Genomic DNA, 19,076 nt, shown 5'->3' with positions numbered 1-19,076 from the left:
ACTTTTTTTACATTTGTTTTTATGGGGGAATCTGAAAACACAGGATTAGTCAACGCAAAAGAGGTAGCCAAGGTAATTAATGCAGATAAATTTGGTTTTCTGGGAACCTTTTTTGGGTGGTCCTTGATGAAGGTTCTAAAGATATCTACACTCAACAAGATCTACTTAAGAAATAAGCATTTGGAGAAGCTGGAATTCCTCAATGCTATTCTGGATGAATTTCAGATTAAATTCGAGATTCCTGAAGAAGATCTACAGCGATTACCAAAAGAAGGTCCTTTTATAACGGTTTCAAATCACCCTTTGGGCGGAATTGATGGTATTCTCTTATTGAAATTAATGATAGAAAGACGTGAGGACTTTAAAATTATTGCCAACTTTTTACTTCATAGAATTGAGCCAATGAAGCCCTACATCATGCCGGTGAATCCATTCGAGGATCGCAAGGATGTGAAAAGTAGTATTAGTGGTTTTAAGAATGCTTTAATGCATTTAAAAAACGGGCATCCCCTTGGTGTTTTTCCAGCAGGGGAAGTGTCAACCTATAAAGATGGAAAGCTTATTGTAGACAGACCCTGGGAAGAAGCAGCTCTAAAACTTATAAAAAAAGCTGAAGTTCCGGTAGTCCCTATTTATTTTCATGCTAAGAACAGCAGATTGTTTTATAGAATGTCCAAATTGAGTGATACCTTGAGAACAGCCAAGCTCCCATCAGAGCTTTTGACCCAAAAAAGACGCGTGATCAAGGTCAGGGTTGGTAGGCCCATTTCTGTTAAAGACCAAAAAGAACATGAATCGTTAACCGAATTTGCAGATTTCCTTCGGCGTAAAACGTACATGTTATCAAATATTTTTGAAGAAAAACCTAAAATCCTAAACAACTTACAATCCACACTTAAAACAGCTCCAAAGCCTCCCAAAAGAATCGTTACCCCTATATCGTCCGAAGTTGTAGTTAAGGAAGTTGAACAGTTAAGGGAAAAAGATTACCGTCTATTAAAGAGTAAAAATTACGAGGTGTATTTGGCCTCTGCTAATGATATTCCTAATACCCTCAGAGAAATAGGGAGATTACGCGAAATCACATTTCGAGAGGTAGGGGAAGGCACCAATGAAGCCATTGATTTGGATAGCTTTGATTCCTATTACCATCATATGTTTTTGTGGGATGATAATGCCAAATTGATTGTTGGCGCTTATAGAATGGGCCTTGGTTCAAAAATTTTTGAACGCTACGGAATCGATGGTTTCTATTTGCAGGATCTTTTCAGGTTTGAGCCTGAACTTTATAAGATGATGAGCCAAAGTATAGAGATGGGTCGTGCTTTTATTATTAAGGAATACCAGCAAAAACCCATGCCTTTGTTTTTACTTTGGAAAGGAATCGTTCACACAACGCTGCGATTCCCAGAGCATAAATACCTTATTGGGGGTGTTAGTATTAGCAATCAGTTTTCAAACTTTTCCAAGAGTTTGATGATTGAGTTTATGAAATCACATTATTATGATCCTTATGTTGCGCAATATGTACATCCTAAGAAAGAATTTAAGGTCAAATTAAAAGATGCTGATAAGGACTTTGTATTCGACTCAACTGAAGCGGACTTAAATAAATTTGATAAGATCATTGATGAGGTAGAACCCGGAGCATTAAGGCTTCCAGTGCTACTTAAAAAGTACATTAAGCAAAATGCCAAGCTAGTAGCTTTTAATGTAGATCCTCTTTTTAATAACTCGGTTGATGGCCTCATGTATATTAAAATCGCCGATTTACCCGAGAGCACTGTGCGACCTGTTATGGAAGAATTTCAGGCGGAATTAGAGCGTAAATTCATGGATAATAATGACAAGTAAGGAACTACTTTCCTTTTGTTTTAGTCTAATTTTTGTTACGCTCTTTAGTCAAACAATAACAGGTGTGATTACTGAAGCAGCAACTGGGAAACCGTTAGAAAGCGTTGCTGTTTACTTTGATAATACAACTGTTGGTACTACTACCAATTCAGAAGGTTTTTTCTCAATTGATTATACCGATGCTATTCAAACGACTCTTGTGATTTCCTATTTAGGATTTGAAAAGCTCTATTTTTCAGATTATAGAGCAAGGAGAGAATTAAACGTTCAACTAACAGAGCAAACTAATGCTCTGGAGACGGTTTATATTGATTACGACGATGGTCTTACCCGCCAACAAAAACTGTGGATTTTCAGGCGTGAATTTCTAGGAAAATCTCCTTTTGGGAAGTCCTGTAAAATTTTGAATGCAAATGCTATCTATTTAAAATATGATAGGGTTGAAAAAGTATTGACCGCTAGTGCCAGCGAGCCGATTTTGGTAGAAAACAAGGCTCTTAAGTATAAGATTAGTTATGAGGTTGTTCAGTTTGAAACGGTTTTCAGATACATCAATTTAGAAACCGCGGACTATACTCCTGAATCAGTGATTTTTCTTGGCACCACCTTTTATGAAGACCTCAACGAAAAACAAAAAAAACGCGTTCTAAAAAAAAGGGAAACAGCTTATTTTGGTTCTGTCCAACATTTTATGCGGAGTTTGTATCATAAAGAAATTACAATGAACAAATTTGAGATCTATCACAAGGGCTTTAAGAGCGATCCATGGGAGTGGTTTACGGTGCAATCCATTAAAGATTCGGATCTACGTAAGATTACGCTTAGTGCTAAAGTGAGTATCCTTTATAGTCGTGACCAACAATCTGAGCTTAAGTTAACCATCTCTGAATTTTACATAGATCAGTACGGGAACTATAGCCCTATTAAAGGAGTCTTGTTCTCAGGAAGTATGGGTCAGCGGCGTGTAGGCGATATATTGCCCACTAATTACGAGCCGAAATAAAAAACGAGACTATACCAGTCTCGTTCATTAGTTTAATTGGGTCAGATTAAATTCCTTTAAACCATTCCTGAAACTGTTGGCCCAATAAGAATGAGGGTTTAATTTTACCGCCCAGGGCACTAACCAAGCTCATTAACCAGGCGGCTAGGACCACTAAACTTAAAATCCATCCAACTATTGGGATCAACCCGACGAGAGATAGCAACATAAAACCTAGCATTTGCTTGATATAAAAGGACCCCATTTCTGTTCTATTGCTACCATTCATTACCAAGGCAATAACCCACCCTATAATGGTTAAGTGGGCAATGATTGCTACATTTTTTCCATCACTCAGTACCTGTTCGGCATCTTCCGTAAATTCATCGGCTGCTTGTTTAGCATCTTGTGCAAACTCTGATGCTTTTTCTTTGGCCTCCTCTGTAAATTGACTTATTTTTTCCTTGGCCTCATTTGCCATTTCACTGGCTTTATCAGCAGCTTTCTTGGCTCCTTCCTTGGCATCTCCCAACATTTCATTAAGATCGTCTTGTAAATTTTTATTGTATTCAGACATGATTGATTTTGTTTTAATGGTTACATAAAGTTACTAAAAATCAAGCCTATTGAAATGCGCTATCAATGGGCTCCCACAATTCTATTTTGTTGCCGTCATTATCTAATATCCAGGCAAACTTTCCATAACTATATGTCTCCATATCTCCTACAATTGTTACACCTTCTTCACGTAAAACCTTGAGTAGCTCTTCTAAATCTTCTACCCGGTAATTAAACATAAAGTCCTTTGTTGAAGGATTAAAATACGAGGTATCATCCTTAAATGGACTCCATTGTGTAGAACAATCACTACCATCTGTATCTTTCCACCAAAAGGTGCAGCCATAATCATCTGTATTAAAACCAAGGTGTTTCTTATACCAATCTTTACTGGCCTGCGGATCGTTGGTTTTAAAGAATAAGCCACCTATTCCAGTCACTCTTTTTTTCATCTTATTTTGAGTTTTATGGGTGTTATTTTTTGATAAAAGCTGCTTCGTAAACCTCAATCCATTCCTGAACCGATAGTTTGGTGCACAATTCTCCAATTAGTTGATAGGGGATTTCGTCTAATTTTTTGAAACGGATGCAACTCTTTCCCATGTCTAGTTTTCGAGTGCAATATTTCGGATATTCATTTACGAACCAATCATGAATTTCTGGAACTGCGTAGATACCACTGTGATATAGATTCACAGAGTTTTTTTGAGATGCGAAATTCATGAATGGCAGGGGGTCTTTTGGGTTGCAGTGATAACCTTTTGGGTAAATGCTATGAGGCACATAATAACCTACCATTCCATAGGTGATGCCCTCTTCAAACCCATTGGGTAAGTTTTCTTTAATGACCTGACGCAGCTTTTTAAGCGTTTCTTGCCGTTCCTCTGGAACCTGACTAATATAGTCTTCTGGTGATGTTGCTTTGTATTGCATAATGATTGAATTAGCCTTTACATTGTAATATTAAACCTGAAATTAGTGAAATAATAAATCCAATAATAGTTACTAGGACTAGCATAAATACGGCCGCCGTACTACTGGTCATTTCCATAACCTGCTCACCTTGTCCTTGCTCGATCATCATTTCAGTATAACGACTAAAAAATTCAGGATCAATATATTTTGTATATATAAAATCTGCAATTGCAATTCCCAAACCAACTAGTAAGGAGATTAAAACCCCAACACTTATAGCTTTTCCCAATGATAGGAGGCCATTATTAACATGATCTCGGTAGTGTTTGATTCCAAAGTAAATAAATGATAGGGAAAGAAAAATGGAGACGTAACCTAATAGTTCATTTGTTGAATAATCAAGGTTGTTGATTCCAAGCGTAAGGTGTAGCATAAAAATTATAAACCCAACAATTAGTCCATAAGAACCATACTTTAAAACTGTACTTTTCATAAAACTTGATTTTAATTAGTAATGACCCAAAAGTAGGTTGGAAGGGAAATTAGAGGCTCATACTAAAGTACCATTCTTCTGGTACTTAAGTCTAAAAGTAGCATTTTATAAGATATTCATCTCTTTTGCTATTTGTATGGCCTGGGTTCTTCTCTTGGCATTTAGTTTCAATAATAAACTAGAGACATGGGTCTTAATGGTGCTTTCAGATAAGAATAATTGAGCTGCGATCTCTTTATTTGAAAGACCGCTGGCAATGGCTTTAAGGACTTCATATTCCCGTTTGCTGATTTCCAGTTTTTCAATCGTTTTAATGTTAATCTCATTTGAGGTTTCTGACGATTTTTTTAGACTTCTTTTATTGATATAAATACCAATGAAGAAAAACAGAAGAGCTATCACTGCAATAATCCATTCTACTGAGGAGTCACCCACAAGAATGGCATACTTACTAAAATGTAATAGAGCTAATATGGCTAGAATTAAGACGGCAAAAACAAGAATAGTTTTCTTCATCTTATAAAGTTAGAAAAATTCGGCCTTGATCTTATCGACGATAGTTTGTGCAAGTTTTTCATGACTCTCTAAGGTCCAGCCTGCCACATGAGGAGTCAACAAAACATTCTGGGCCGTAATTAAATATTCAAAGGCCTTAGGCATTTGTGGACTGTCCTGACCACTCGAATTAAATAAATTTTCAAAAGATGATTTTTCATATTCAAGGACATCGAGACCTGCACCTAGAACTTTTCCTGCTTCGAGAGCAGCAACCAAATCTGCGGTAACAACACTCGATCCTCGGGCCGTGTTAAGAAGCCAGAACGGTTTTTGAAATTGATCTATAAAGTCCTTGTTTACCATACCTATAGTCGATGAGGTTTGTGGGGTATGTAAACTAAGAACATCGGCTTTAGATTGAAGTACTTCTAAAGGAACTTGTTTAGCATTCTCATCTTCCACATTGTCTTTAATGTCATAACAAAGCACCTCAACATCAAAACCACGAAGTTTTTTAGCAAAGGCCTTACCCATATTGCCATAACCAATTAGTCCCACAGTTTTGCCATCCAGTTCTATGCCCCTATTAGCTTCGCGCAGCCATTTCCCTGAACGCACTTCGGAATCGGCCTTATTGAGTTTATTAAAAAGCGAAAGCAGCATCCCAAGGGCATGCTCACCAACTGCATTTCTATTGCCTTCAGGTGCCGATATAAGGGAGATGCCTTTTGACTTGGCATAAGCTGTATCGATGTTTTCTAAGCCAGCTCCAACACGACCAATAAACTTTAAGCTGATGGCTGTGTCCAGAAATGTCTTATCAATCTTGAACCGACTTCTAATGATGATTCCTTCATAGTCCGCAATACGCGATAGGATATCCTCTTTTGAGGACGAATAATCCTCATGATTCTCACAACCCATTTGTTGAAGTTGTTCAATTAATAGGGGATGATTGGAATCTAGATGAAGGATTTTCAAATCTTTGGATATTCACTTTTGGTACGTTCATGAACTACATTTCCTGTGTGGGCAGTCGAAAGTTTTTCGAATAGTAGAACCAATACCTCTTCACCGTCTTTGGTAGTGGGATTGTGTTCAACTCCTTTAGGCACTACAATAATTTCACCGGCATTTACAACTTCGGTTCTATCTCTAAACTGCATGTATAGGGTGCCTTCAACAACCTGAAATAATTCGTCTTCCTTATCGTGTTTGTGCCATACAAACTCTCCCTGCAGACGGGCCAAAATAACTTGCATATTATCAACTTGAGCAATTTGACGAGGCGACCATTGCTCTGAGAACTTTCCAAACTTTTCAGAAATATTAATCGGTTTCATATGTTAAGGATGAGTTTGGCAATCCAGAAATAAATAAGAATTCCAAATATATCATTACTTGTGGTGATAAATGGCCCTGTGGCAATAGCAGGATCGATGCCTCTTTTGTTTAAAAATAAGGGAACAAAAGTTCCAATGAGACCTGCCACTATAATGACAACTACCAATGATACTGAAATAGCAAATCCCTTATTAATATTGCCTTCATAACCCCATACAAAAAGAAACAGACAAAGCGCCAGAATCAATCCGTTCAGTGCTGCCAATAGCATTTCTTTGATAAGGCGATTGTTAATACTGCCTTTAACATCATCATTAGCAAGTCCTTGCACAATAATGGCACTTGATTGTACCCCAACATTTCCAGCCATTGCTGCAATTAACGGGGTAAAGAAAAAGAGAACAGCATATTTTTCAAAAGCCGATTGGAATCCTTCCATAATAAGAAACGCGCCAATACCACCAATTAACCCAAGAAAGAGCCAAGGCAACCGTGCTCTTGTAAGCTCCAGTATACTATCATCTGCTTCAACGTCTCCAGTGATACCTGCGGCCAATTGGTAGTCTTTCTCAGCCTCCTCTTTAATAAGGTCTACAATATCATCTATGGTAATTCTACCCAAGAGTACCATGTCCTCGTCAACTACTGGGATGGCCTCAAGGTCGTATTTTTGCATCAGTTTAGCCACTTCCTCGTCATCGTCATTAACCTTAACATAGTCCACATTGGATATATATATATCAGCAATTTTCTGGTCGTTCCTAGCAACTATAAGATCTTTTAATGACAAGCGTCCAATAAGTCGTTCTTGCTTATCAACGACATATATAGAATGAACTCTTGTAACTTCTTTTGCCTGCCCACGGATACGTCTCAAACAACCTGCTACCGTCCAAGTTTCATAGACCTTTACTAGTTCTTTGGCCATTAAGGCACCAGCGATACCTTCATTGTAGGTAAGTAGTTCTTTAATCTCTGCCTTATGCTCTTCGTCTTCAATTTTAGAGATGACCTCTTCCTGTCGTCCTTGGGGAAGTTCTGCAATTAAATCGGCAGCATCATCAGTGTCTAGTTCTTCAACTTCTTCAGCAATTTCTTTTGCTGACAGGTTTTCTAAGATCTTTTCTCGATTGTCCTCATCCATTTCGGTGAGCACATCAGATGTGGTTTCAGAATCCAGAAGCTTAATGACATAAATGGTGTTGTCAAGGTCTAACTCGTCCAGTATCTCGGCGATATCGGCATAGTGGAACTCATTCATCAGAGCTTTAAGTTCCTTGTCGTTTTGTTCATTGACAAGTTCCTTAACCTGATTTAATAGTTCTTCAGTTAGTTGAAATTGATTAATATCCTGGATTTCTTCCTCCATGTCATTAAAGGCAATTTTACAAAACAACAATGTTGTTTTGAGGATGAAACACTAGAGCAGTTGTGCTAAGTTCTGTCTTGTTCTATAGCTTTTGTAAGCTCAATAAACTCGTTAACACTTAGCTGTTCTGGTCGTTGCCCAAATATAGTATTTGCTTTTAAATTATCCGATAGGTTCAAAGTTTTTAAACTGTTACGAAGTGTTTTTCGACGCTGTTGAAATGCTGTCTTTACTACTTTAAAGAAGAGCATCTCATCACAGCTAAGATTAAAATTTGACCTACGCGTTAGTAGTAAAACCCCTGAATCAACTTTTGGTGGTGGATTAAACACGGATGGGGGCACAGTGAAGCAGTACTTAGCTTCATAGAATGCTTGTGTTAAAACCGATAAAATGCCATAGATCTTACTCCCAGGCTGGGCACAGATGCGCTGAGCTACCTCTTTCTGGAACATACCAGCAAACTCAGGAATAAAAGCCCTTAGATCAAGCGTTTTAAATACTATTTGAGAGGAAATATTGTAGGGAAAGTTTCCGATGATACTAAATTGTGAAGATTCAAACACTCCTTGAGGTTGCCACTTTAAAAAATCTTCAGAAATGATATTATTTGTTAAGTCAGGATAATGTGCTTTTAAATAAGCTACAGACTCTGTATCAATTTCAATGACAAAGGTAGTTGCATTTTTTTTCAGTAAGTACTTTGTAAGCACACCCATTCCGGGACCTATTTCAAGGATGAACTCATAGCCATTATAGCTTAAAGTATCTGCTATCTTCGAGGCAATGTTTTCATCTTTTAAGAAGTGTTGCCCCAGATGTTTTTTAGCTTTTACAGACATAATTCACATTAAGAAAAGGAAACAGAGTACTCGTCTATAACTTCTAACTCTGTTCTGAAAGTCAAGATCTTGTCACCAAATAATTCCATGCCCTCTTTTCGTAAGGCCTCCGCATAATTAAGGTAATATTCTTCCAGGGCGGCTTTTGAAATAGCTCGGTACTGAATGGAATACGTAATACCGCCCATTTCCTCATCGACCAGGACACGAGTAAGTTTGGCCTCCTTAAATTTTCCGGTAGCCAAGACTTTAGGAATATGGATTTTAACCCAGTCCAGCCAGGATTGATGAATACTTTCGTCCACATTGGCTGTGACATTATAAATGACCATGATTATGTATTTAAACTAAAAAAATTATGGATAGCTATTCAATAACATCCCCTCGTAATCGACGGTATTGTTTTCTTGCCTCTACAAAATAAATACTGTCTTCGTAGTCAAAGATAATCTTTTCGTATAAGGATTTGGCTTCCTCTGGCTGGTCAAGATGAATTCTATAAATTTCTGCTAGGTAGTAGTAGGCATCATCAATTAAAATAGCCTCACCATAATCCGAAATAATTCTAAGATAATTGGATTTAGCCTGATCATACCGACCTTGAGACTCATAGAGTTTGGCTTGAGTATATAGGGTTTCATCAATGATAGTCTCTCCCTTATGATCACTTAGAATTTTATCCAGTGTTTCAATGGCTTCCTGATTCTTTTTTTGAAAGGCGAGGAGATCTGCCTTGGCGAATAGCTTAAGAGCGGTTCTAGTACTGTCCTCATATTTATTATCTGAGATAAGTAATTTTAAATCCAATGCATCATTAGCAATCAATTGTGACGTAGAACTTTTAAGTATTTTAAGCTGTGATTCAGCCCAATCAAAATCACCTTTATAGTAGCTTGTTTTTGCTACTTTATAACGAGCCTCCTGGGAAAGAGCGCTATTTTTTAAGTTTGCTTGAATCTGTGTAAAATAGATTAACGCTTCATTGAATCGTTCTTGAAGCACTAAAATATCCCCCAATTTTAACTTTACAAGTCCCCCTTGATAGGGGGAAATATTCAAATCCAACGATCTTTTTAAAAATTGAGATGCCTCCTCGGATTCCCCTAAATAAAAAGCTAAAAAATCTCCATATGCAATTTGTAGGGCTAATGTAGTTTCATAAACTCCATACTGTTCAAACAAGTCATTATAGCTAGTTTTAATTTGAATAAGATCCTCCTTACTAGCTGACTCTGCTTTTATTTCTAAAATGTACTGATGTGCTGCCAATTGGGTATCTGGATCCTGAGCCGATTTTAAGATGTAACTAAAAATGCGCTCGGCCATTTCTGGTTGTGAATCTTCTAATGCAAAAATGGCTAACTCAAAAATACGATCAAGACTTTCGGGATTTCTGAGATAAAGCGCCTTTTCCTGAACAAAGGATTTTCCATAGTCTTTTTGTTGTACGTAAAGCCAACTTAATAGCTCGTAGATAAATGGGTCAGGTTGCTTTTGAATGCGTTTCAATAAGAGTTGCCTTAACAGAATGTTACTCTCATTTTCTGGATCTTCGGTTACAAAATCATTAAAAGCCCTCTTGGCATTATTCATGAAATTGGGCTGAAAATAGATGTAGTCCAGATAGTTGTTAAACATGCGTTCAATATCACCTTGTTCTCCATAAATTCTTGCTAACTGTATATTGAAGTTTTTCTCTGGTAACAGCGGTGCTGCTTTTTCATAAGCTATGATAGCCTGTTCCAATAAGGAATGGGTTTCAAACCGTTTGGTAATACTGTAGACGAAATTGGGATTTTGATCCAATGTCGCAATGGCCTCATTATAGTATTTGTTTGCTAAATCCAAACTGTCCTTAAGCTGTAAGTTGTAACCCAACTCTATAAGTAGTGCAGGGGATCTAAAACGCACCAGATTGTCTTTTATGAACTTGTCGGCTTCGTCATAGCGTTCTAGTTGCTGATAGGTATCAATAACCTTGTATACGAACTTGAAAGAATAAGGTTTTTTGGCAAGTAGTTTTTTATAACTAAGTAAGGCCTTATCAAATTCCCCCCGTTTGTAGTAATCGTTAGCCAGATCTTCTGAAGTAAAAAGATCTGCTTTAGACGGTTCTCCATTTCTTATTTCTTGTGCCAGGATAGCTGGAACAATCATAAGTTGAAAAAAGAAAAGTATAATGAAAAGACGTTTCATAGCTGTCTGGGTAAATATAGTAAATACCTCAAGCCATAAATCTAAAGGGAATTATAAATATTTCTGGGTATAGGTCTTAAAACAAGACCTTGGCGGCAATAAGTATAAGAGACATCAGTACGACAAGTCTTTTTACATCTTTCATGAGTTGGTAATTTGGGTACCACTAACATCACGAAAACTAAGAGTTTGACCAAGAAACGATGAAAATATTCGTCAAACAACCTGTTTTTTTAACACTTTATCGATAATAAATAAGAAAAAACCTACTTTATAAAATCAAATCCTGTGTAGGCTCTCAGAACTTCTGGGACTTCAATGCCTTCAGATGATTGGTAATTCTCTAAAATTCCTGCAAGTACTCTTGGCAACGCCAGACTACTTCCATTTAGCGTATGAGCTAGTTTGTTTTGACCGTCAGCATCTTTGAACCGCAATTTCAGGCGATTGGACTGAAAGGTTTCAAAATTGGATACAGAAGAGATCTCAAGCCACCGTTTTTGTGCTGTTGAGTATACTTCAAAATCATAGGTAAGTGCTGATGTGAACCCAAGGTCACCACTACACAAGCGAAGAATACGATATGGTAATTTCAACTCTTCCAATATGGACTTTACATGATCTACCATTTCATCCAATGCGGTATATGATCTTTCTGGGTGCTCCACTCTTAAGATCTCAACTTTGTCAAATTGGTGTAACCTATTGAGGCCTCTTACATGAGCCCCATAGCTTCCGGCTTCTCTTCTAAAACAAGGGGTATATCCGGTAATACCAATAGGTAAGTCGCTTTCATTTAAAACTACGTTTCTAAAAATGTTGGTGCCTGGAACTTCTGCCGTAGGGATGAGGTACAAGTTATCAGCCGTAACATGATACATCTGCCCTTCTTTGTCCGGTAGTTGCCCAGTACCAAACCCAGAAGCCTCATTTACCAAATGGGGTAACTGGTACTCAGTATAACCTGCGGCCACATTTTTATCAAGAAAATAACTAATAAGTGCCCGTTGTAATCGTGCTCCTTGTCCCTTATACACCGGGAAACCAGCTCCAGTTATTTTATTACCAAGTTCAAAATCTATGATATCATATTTCTTCGCCAGTTCCCAATGTGGTAAGGCTTCTGAATCTAGATCAGGGATATCTCCTGAGCTAAAAACTTCCTCATTATCCTCTTCATTAGAGCCCTCTGGAACAATTACATTGGGGACATTAGGAATTTGGTAGAGTAATTCTTGGAGTTCATTAGTTGTTTCTGTTAACGATTGTTCCAGAACTTTGAGTTGCTCCTTTAGTTGCGTTGTTTTCTCCTTAAGAATGTTGGCTTTGCTGGCTTCACCAGATTTAAAGAGTTGTCCAATTTCTTTGGAGTAACGATTCATCTCAGCTTTAGAATTGTCAAAATTAGCTTGAGTTTGGCGTCGTTTTTCGTCTAAGGATAAAACGGAATCGATTAAATCTTTGGCATTAATGTTTCGTTTTTTAAGCCCTTGAATGACTGTTTCTTTGTCTGCTCTGATTCTAGCTATCTGTAACATGATCTATAGTGTTGATCCTCAAAAAATATGAATGGCAAAAGTAGCAAGAATTTAAAGGCCTTAAAACATATTTGCTCTATTTTGAAGGTAAAATCCATTCACTGTGTCTTGAGGGGTCCCATGACACAGATCCCAGATCCACGTCTTTATCAATAAGTGCTTTATGTGGTTTGCCATTGACACTAACAAAAGAACTCGCATAGACTTCAACCTCCTGTCCCTTTTGCGCATATTCGTTTTTAAGCCGTTGAGCAAACTGCCATATAAAATCTGGTTTGGTACTCAGGGCACGCCGTTGTTTGGGGGTTACATAATCATTGAGATTGACGTTTGTAACTATTGAGGTCTTTTTGTCCTTTATTGTAAAGTAGACGCTACCTTTTTTAGATCGCAGCATCATTCTCCAAGCCAAACGGTGTCCCTCTTCAGTCCATAAGACATTATCCTTAAAAAAATGATGCCTTAAGGGAAGTGCTATATGAATAAGGATATATGAAAATAGAACAAGGGTTCCTAGTGATGCATATTTAGGAATCCTCACTTCATGGGTCTTATACAGAGGCTTAGATTTCAAGAATAAACGATTAACGGTTTCAGGAGAAAAGAAGAATACTGAGAAGGCCAGAGCCAGATAGGGGAAAATACCAATACCAAATACGATGGAATTAAATAAATGAAAAAATACAGCCGAGAAAAAAGCTATTTTTCGGGTAGGTTTCCATAATAGTAAAGGAATTATCAAACCATCAAATACGATCCCGCCATAGGCAATGAAATAATGCATTGACTTTTGCTGGAGTAAATCTCCAATAATTGGATAGTATGCCTTTGGTTTCATTAATATAGCCATCACTGAGGTATCCAACCAATCTGGATACAATTTGGCCAGTGAAGCATAGGTATAAAGGATGAACAACTGAGCTATAATAAGCCACCGTATCCAATTGGACATGGAATACTTGATAATTTTAGGATTGAATTTAGCATCCAATGACTTATAACGATGGGCTGGTAAAAGAACCATTAAAAAACTAAGAATAAATAGGAGGTAATAATGGTTGTTATAAGCTGACTTTTGCATGAGATAGGTGGCTGTCCACATCATAGCAAAGGCAAGTGCTGTCCAACGGTATTTATAACCAATCATGATGCATAAGCCAAACAAACCCATAAGTACGTAATAGATGTACATCCAAATTCCTGGTAGTGGCTGAAGCCATTCGAAACCAATGAAGCTAAACGTAAATTCAGGTTCAATTAAAGTGCGTTTGACCCAGCCTGTGAAGATGGCACCAACGGACTCTAAAAAACATAGAAGACCAAAAAATATACGAAATACTATTAAGGAAGAATTGTCTATTTGCCTAAACAGAAACGACTTCATGATTGTCCATTTATATAGTTTCTGGAAGCCACTTCGTCCAACTTAAGTTGTGCTTTGAGGCTTTCAATGGATGAGAATTTCATCTCATCTCTTAAGCGGGTCATAAAGGATACCTTAATACTTCTGCCATATAGCTCATTATTGAAATCGAAAAAATGAACTTCAATAGAACGTCGTTTACCTCGAATGGTAGGATTGAATCCAATATTCATCATGCCGTAAATAACAACACCATCTATAATGGCATTGACCACATAGACTCCATCTTTTGGAATTAACTTGTAGCTGGCATTTATATTGAGGTTGGCGGTAGGATAGTTGATGGTTCTTCCAATCTTATCCCCTTTAATAACATCCCCTTTAATACTGTAAGGGTAGCCCAGGTATAGATTGGCAGTTTCAACATCTCCATTTAAAAGTGCCTTTCTTATTTTAGTTGAACTAACCGAAACATCCGCAATCTGCTGCGCTTTAATTTCTTTGACACTGAAACCAAATTCCTGACCAAAAACAATGAGGTCGTTTATGTTTCCTTCCCTGTTTTTACCGAAGTGATGATCGTAACCAATTACCACCTCTTTCGCATGAAGTTCATTGATTAGGATTTTAGTTACATAATCACGGGCTGTCATATTGGAAAATTCTTTGGTAAATTCCTTTACTTCAACATGGTCGATGCCTAGAGACTTAATAATGTCGATGCGCTCGTCGATGGTATTAAGAAGTTTAATAGAATCATCTTTTTGCAAGACCATTCTGGGATGTGGAAACAGGGTGAGAACTGTAGACCTTAGTCCTGAAGCTTTACCAATGGATACGATGTCTTTTAAGATTTTTTGATGCCCGATATGCACACCGTCAAAAGTACCAATGGTGATGATGGTTGCATTATTTTTTGTATCAGTAGTTCCCGTGTTCAAATTCAACAATAAATCGTTTAAAATGTTAGGATATTGTTAAAAAATATTACATCTTCGCTCACCCTAATTATAGCTAACTAAAATTTTTATGAGACAAAGCTACATTTTGTTTTGTCAACTTAGATTAAATACATCTGAAAATTAGGTATTATTCTTATACCTGATAGGTTGACCTTTCCCCTTATATCTGCCGCTACTTATATTCACTTGATTATTATTTAAACTAGCTCAAATGAAACAAAAAATTTACTTTTTAGTAGGAGTTTTTCTGATGACATTCCTAGCGATTGGCGCTCAAGAGCGTAATTGTGCTTCTTATGAGTACATGCAAGAGCAACTTCAGCAGAATCCTGCTTTACAATCAAAAATTGCTGAATTCGAGGCCTTAGCACAAAATAGGGCTCAGAATTCGCAAGCACAGAACGACGGGGTTATTTATGTCCCAGTGGTGGTTCATGTGGTTTGGAATTCTGCTAATGCTGTAGAGAATCTTAGTGATGCTCAGGTCATGTCTCAAATCGATGTGATTTACAAAGACTTTAGAAGACTTAACGACGATGCGGATAACGAATGGGAACAGGCTGCGGATATGGAGATTGAATTCTATCTAGCCCAAGTTGACCCAGAGGGCAATCCCACAAATGGGATTACCAGAAAAGAAACTAACGTTGCCGCATGGGGAACCAGTGATGATATTAAAAGATCATCAGCCGGTGGTGTGGATCCGTGGGATCCATCCAAATACTTTAACTTTTGGGTAGGAAATATCGGTGGTGGAATTTTAGGATATGCCTCATTTCCTGGTGGTGACCCACTAGTTGACGGGATTGTAATGAGTCCACAGTTTTTTGGAAGTTCTGATTACGACACCAATAACGATTTTTATTTAGCTCCCCCTTTCGATAAAGGTAGAACTACTACCCACGAAATTGGTCATTATTTAAACCTCAGACATATCTGGGGTGATGGACCATGTGGTGTGGATGATTTTGTTGATGATACACCTGAATCAGACGCTCCTAATTTTGGATGTGCCGTTGGTCATCAATCTTGTGGATCTTTGGATATGTACCAAAACTATATGGATTATACGGATGATGCCTGTATGAATTTGTTCACACTTGGACAGAAAAACAGAATGCGCGCGGTATTTGATGAAGGTGGGCCAAGAGAAGAACTCAACCAGCCACCATTCCCTTATTTGATGGATTTTGCAGAAACAGAAATAGATATCTGTTCTCCAGATGATGCGGTTTTTACCTTTAATCTTGTAATCTCTGATGAATCTTTTGAAGACACAGTTATATTCTCTGCTGATGGACTGCCTGATGGGGCTACGGCTACCTTTAGTCCAGCGGATGCCTCTGGCGACGGTACGGAAGTGACCCTAACCATATCAGGAATTGGGGCAAGCCCAATAGGAACTTATGATATCGATATTTTAGGCGTTGCCGGTGATGTGGAAGTGCCTGGAACGGTTACCTATAATTTGTACAACGATGTTTTTGAAACACTAATGGCTGTCTATCCAGCCGATGGAACAGATGAGGCAGTATTAGGTGATATTGAGTGGTCTGCTGATCCAAATGCTACAGCTTACGAAATTGATATTGCTACTGATGCTGGGTTTACCAATATAATTGATGGTGGGGCTGTTAATGAGCCGGTATTTACACCAGGTGATCTTGAGAGTTTAACCCAATATTTCTGGAGAGTGCGCGGAGTTAATGACTGTGGATCTGGAGACTATACCGTTGCTAGCTTTACTACCGGTGAGAATGCTTGTGTCAATGAGAGTGCAGCGGATACCCCAGTAGCGATTCCTGATGGGTCTGGAGTATTTGGACCGCAAGATGGCCCACCAGCAATTTCAGAAATAGAAGTAACTCAAGCGGTGACGATTACAGATGTGAACGTTACAGTGAACATTACCCATTCCTGGGTGTCTGATTTGACCTTAGTGTTAACGAGTCCGGAAGGAACAGAATTAACGTTGTCTACAGCGCTTGGTGGATCTGATGATAATTATACGAACACCGTATTTGATAGTGATGCGAGTACACCAATTACAGATGCATCGGCACCTTTTACAGGAACCTTTGCACCAATTGATGATTTATCGGTGCTAATTGGTGAAGGAGGATTTGGAACATGGGAACTAAAAGTGTCAGATGCTTTTTCTCAAGATGCAGGAACTATTGAAAGCTGGTCCGTTGAGGTTTGTGGTGTATTGATTCCAGATGCTGATTCCGATGGAATAGCCGATGATGTTGATAATTGTCCTGATATTGCTAACAATGACCAGTCTGATATAGACGGTGACGGTACAGGTGATGTATGTGATGATGATATAGATGGTGACGGGGTACTTAATGCCGATGACAACTGTCCAGAGACTGCTAACCCAGATCAATCGGACGTGGATGGTGATGGTATTGGAGATCTTTGTGATATTTTATGTGACGTTGCCGATTCGGGTGCTGTGGATTTACCAATCCCTGATGATGATGATAATGGAGTGAGTTCAGAGATAGCCTTTGGATCTGCTTTTGATATTACGGAAGTCAGTGTCACTGTTAATATTACTCATACCTGGGTTGAAGATCTTACGTTGGTGCTTACTGGACCTGACGGAACAAGTGTCATCTTATCAGCCAAAAATGGCGGTAGTGGTGATAACTATACTGGTACTACTTTTAATGATGATGCTGAGGATTCTATTGTTGATGGGTTCCCACCATTTACGGGCACCTTCGCCCCAGAAGAATCTTTAAGTGCCTTTGTTGGACAGAATTCTGGTGGTGTATGGACACTAACTGTTTCAGATGATACTGGATTTGATACAGGGGCCATCAATAGCTGGTCTATAGAAATCTGTGGATTCGAGCAAGATGATTTTGATGCGGATGGAGTTCCAGACGGAATTGACAACTGTCCAGAAACAGCCAATACAGATCAGGCAGATTTAGATGGAGATGGCATAGGAGATGTGTGTGACGATGATATCGATGGTGATGGAGTTGCCAATGACGATGATAACTGTCCGGAAAATGCCAATCCTGGCCAGGAAGACATCGACGGTGACGGCATAGGTGATGTTTGTGATGTTGAATGTGGAATCTATGAATCTAATAACTTACCAATAAGTATTAGTCCAGACGAGTCCTTTGCGGTCTATGAAGCCACTGTGGAAGTGACAGAGAACATTTATATTTCAGATATTAATGTAACTATTGATATTGACCATACTTGGGCCAGTGACTTACAAATATTCCTTGTGAACCCACAGCTCGAATTTATTGAGTTATCTATTGCCAATGGTGGTAGTGGCGACAATTATACGCAAACCGTATTTGATGATGACGCTGAGCAGACAATATCCTCAGGTGCACCACCATTTACGGGCACCTTTACTCCAGAAGAGCCATTGTCTACATTTAACGGACAATTGTCTCAAGGTACCTGGTTACTAGGTGTTATTGACGGAGCCGGAGGTGATGGCGGAACCATTAATCAGTTTACACTTGAAGTATGTGGAACAAGAGATCCGTTTGACTACGATCTGGATGGTATCCTCAATGCAGAAGATAATTGTGTCTTTGTAGAAAACCCTGATCAGAGTGATTTAGATGGTGATGGTCAAGGTGACTTATGTGATGAGGATGATGATGGTGATGGTGTCTTAGATGTTAATGATAATTGTCCAACGATTCCAAATGCAGATCAAGCCGATAATGACGGCGATGGACTTGGTGATCTTTGTGACGATGATGATGATAACGACGGCATTTTAGACGAAGATGATAACTGTCAATTTGAGCCTAACCCGTTACAGCTGGATGCTGATAACGATGGCATAGGAAATGCTTGTGACGATATGTTCCCTAACGAGGTGCTAACACCAAATGGGGATGGCATTAATGATACCTGGATTATTATAGGAAGCAACAGGTTCCCTAATGCAGCTATTAAAGTTTACAACAGATGGGGTGCTGAAGTTTACAGCTCTACTGGTGGCTACAACGATGATTGGAACGGATCATCTAAAGATGGAAATAATGCCTTACCAACAGGTTCTTATTTCTACAGAGTAGATCAAAATGGTGACGGTTCTGTAATCATTACAGGATGGGTATACATAGCGAAATAATAGCATATAGATAACAAGTTAAAAATGTACAAA

Annotated in this window: 17 protein-coding genes; 3 read left to right on the top strand and 14 right to left on the bottom strand. The window is 38.4% G+C overall.

The genetic code is table 11. The features are described 5' to 3' along the window. Positions 1-21: 21 nt before the first annotated feature. Together DN064_RS11275 and DN064_RS11270 are read left to right on the top strand one after the other, a co-directional pair. Positions 22-1,854, top strand: a complete 1,833-nt coding sequence (locus DN064_RS11275; RefSeq protein ID WP_115462759.1) for a GNAT family N-acyltransferase — start codon at positions 22-24, stop codon at positions 1,852-1,854. Continuing rightward, entirely contained in the window at positions 1,844-2,857 is a 1,014-nt protein-coding gene (locus tag DN064_RS11270) for a carboxypeptidase-like regulatory domain-containing protein (RefSeq protein ID WP_115462758.1), read from the top strand. Before DN064_RS11275 ends, DN064_RS11270 begins: the two co-directional genes overlap by 11 nt. 46 nt (positions 2,858-2,903) lie before the next feature. Here the strand turns inward: DN064_RS11270 and DN064_RS11265 are convergent, their stop codons facing one another. The 14 genes from DN064_RS11265 to DN064_RS11200 all read right to left on the bottom strand — a co-directional run bounded on the left by DN064_RS11265 (position 2,904) and on the right by DN064_RS11200 (position 14,899). Continuing rightward, on the bottom strand, positions 2,904-3,413 hold the full coding sequence (locus tag DN064_RS11265) for a YtxH domain-containing protein (protein WP_115462757.1): 510 nt from the start codon (positions 3,411-3,413) through the stop codon (positions 2,904-2,906). 46 nt (positions 3,414-3,459) lie between these two features. Beyond that, the gene (locus DN064_RS11260; protein WP_115462756.1) at positions 3,460-3,846 is read right to left on the bottom strand and encodes a VOC family protein; all 387 of its coding nucleotides are present in this window, start codon (positions 3,844-3,846) and stop codon (positions 3,460-3,462) included. Between the two features lie 22 nt (positions 3,847-3,868). Beyond that, the gene (locus DN064_RS11255; protein ID WP_115462755.1) at positions 3,869-4,327 is read right to left on the bottom strand and encodes a DUF1801 domain-containing protein; all 459 of its coding nucleotides are present in this window, start codon (positions 4,325-4,327) and stop codon (positions 3,869-3,871) included. Between the two features lie 10 nt (positions 4,328-4,337). After that, positions 4,338-4,802: a DUF4199 domain-containing protein gene (locus DN064_RS11250; protein WP_115462754.1), complete on the bottom strand. Its 465-nt coding sequence runs from the start codon at positions 4,800-4,802 to the stop codon at positions 4,338-4,340. Between the two features lie 105 nt (positions 4,803-4,907). Then, positions 4,908-5,318 (bottom strand): response regulator transcription factor, encoded by a 411-nt coding sequence (locus DN064_RS14335; protein WP_115462753.1) that lies wholly within the window; start codon positions 5,316-5,318, stop codon positions 4,908-4,910. Between the two features lie 9 nt (positions 5,319-5,327). Then, positions 5,328-6,281, bottom strand: a complete 954-nt coding sequence (locus DN064_RS11240) for a 2-hydroxyacid dehydrogenase (RefSeq protein WP_115462752.1) — start codon at positions 6,279-6,281, stop codon at positions 5,328-5,330. Continuing rightward, positions 6,278-6,643 (bottom strand): cupin domain-containing protein, encoded by a 366-nt coding sequence (locus DN064_RS11235; protein ID WP_115462751.1) that lies wholly within the window; start codon positions 6,641-6,643, stop codon positions 6,278-6,280. Before DN064_RS11235 ends, DN064_RS11240 begins: the two co-directional genes overlap by 4 nt. Further along, positions 6,640-8,013 (bottom strand): magnesium transporter, encoded by a 1,374-nt coding sequence (mgtE, locus tag DN064_RS11230; protein ID WP_115462750.1) that lies wholly within the window; start codon positions 8,011-8,013, stop codon positions 6,640-6,642. Before mgtE ends, DN064_RS11235 begins: the two co-directional genes overlap by 4 nt. Before the next feature lie 65 nt (positions 8,014-8,078). Further along, positions 8,079-8,855 (bottom strand): 16S rRNA (adenine(1518)-N(6)/adenine(1519)-N(6))-dimethyltransferase RsmA, encoded by a 777-nt coding sequence (rsmA, locus tag DN064_RS11225; RefSeq protein ID WP_198659442.1) that lies wholly within the window; start codon positions 8,853-8,855, stop codon positions 8,079-8,081. Positions 8,856-8,863: 8 nt separating this feature from the next. Next, complete coding sequence (locus tag DN064_RS11220; protein ID WP_115462748.1) at positions 8,864-9,187, bottom strand: DUF4286 family protein; 324 nt, start codon at positions 9,185-9,187, stop codon at positions 8,864-8,866. Positions 9,188-9,221: 34 nt separating this feature from the next. Continuing rightward, positions 9,222-11,051: a tetratricopeptide repeat protein gene (locus tag DN064_RS11215; RefSeq protein WP_232827475.1), complete on the bottom strand. Its 1,830-nt coding sequence runs from the start codon at positions 11,049-11,051 to the stop codon at positions 9,222-9,224. Between the two features lie 266 nt (positions 11,052-11,317). After that, positions 11,318-12,589 carry a serine--tRNA ligase gene (gene serS / locus DN064_RS11210; RefSeq protein ID WP_115462747.1) on the bottom strand — a complete coding sequence of 424 codons (1,272 nt, stop codon included), beginning with the start codon at positions 12,587-12,589 and terminating at the stop codon, positions 11,318-11,320. Positions 12,590-12,665: 76 nt separating this feature from the next. Continuing rightward, positions 12,666-13,973, bottom strand: coding sequence for an HTTM domain-containing protein (locus DN064_RS11205; protein WP_115462746.1), 1,308 nt, complete (start codon positions 13,971-13,973; stop codon positions 12,666-12,668). Next, on the bottom strand, positions 13,970-14,899 hold the full coding sequence (locus DN064_RS11200; RefSeq protein ID WP_115462745.1) for a bifunctional riboflavin kinase/FAD synthetase: 930 nt from the start codon (positions 14,897-14,899) through the stop codon (positions 13,970-13,972). The genes DN064_RS11205 and DN064_RS11200 overlap by 4 nt, the downstream gene beginning before the upstream one ends. A gap of 226 nt (positions 14,900-15,125) precedes the next feature. Between DN064_RS11200 and DN064_RS14295 the strand changes: the two genes are divergently transcribed. After that, on the top strand, positions 15,126-19,043 hold the full coding sequence (locus tag DN064_RS14295) for a thrombospondin type 3 repeat-containing protein (protein WP_115462744.1): 3,918 nt from the start codon (positions 15,126-15,128) through the stop codon (positions 19,041-19,043). Positions 19,044-19,076: the final 33 nt, after the last annotated feature.

The organism is Winogradskyella aurantiaca (assembly GCF_003362725.1).
In the GTDB taxonomy this organism is placed as follows: Bacteria; Bacteroidota; Bacteroidia; order Flavobacteriales; family Flavobacteriaceae; genus Winogradskyella_A; species Winogradskyella_A aurantiaca.
Note: the sequence above shows the minus strand (reverse complement) of the source record. Positions and strands in the feature narration are given on the sequence as shown.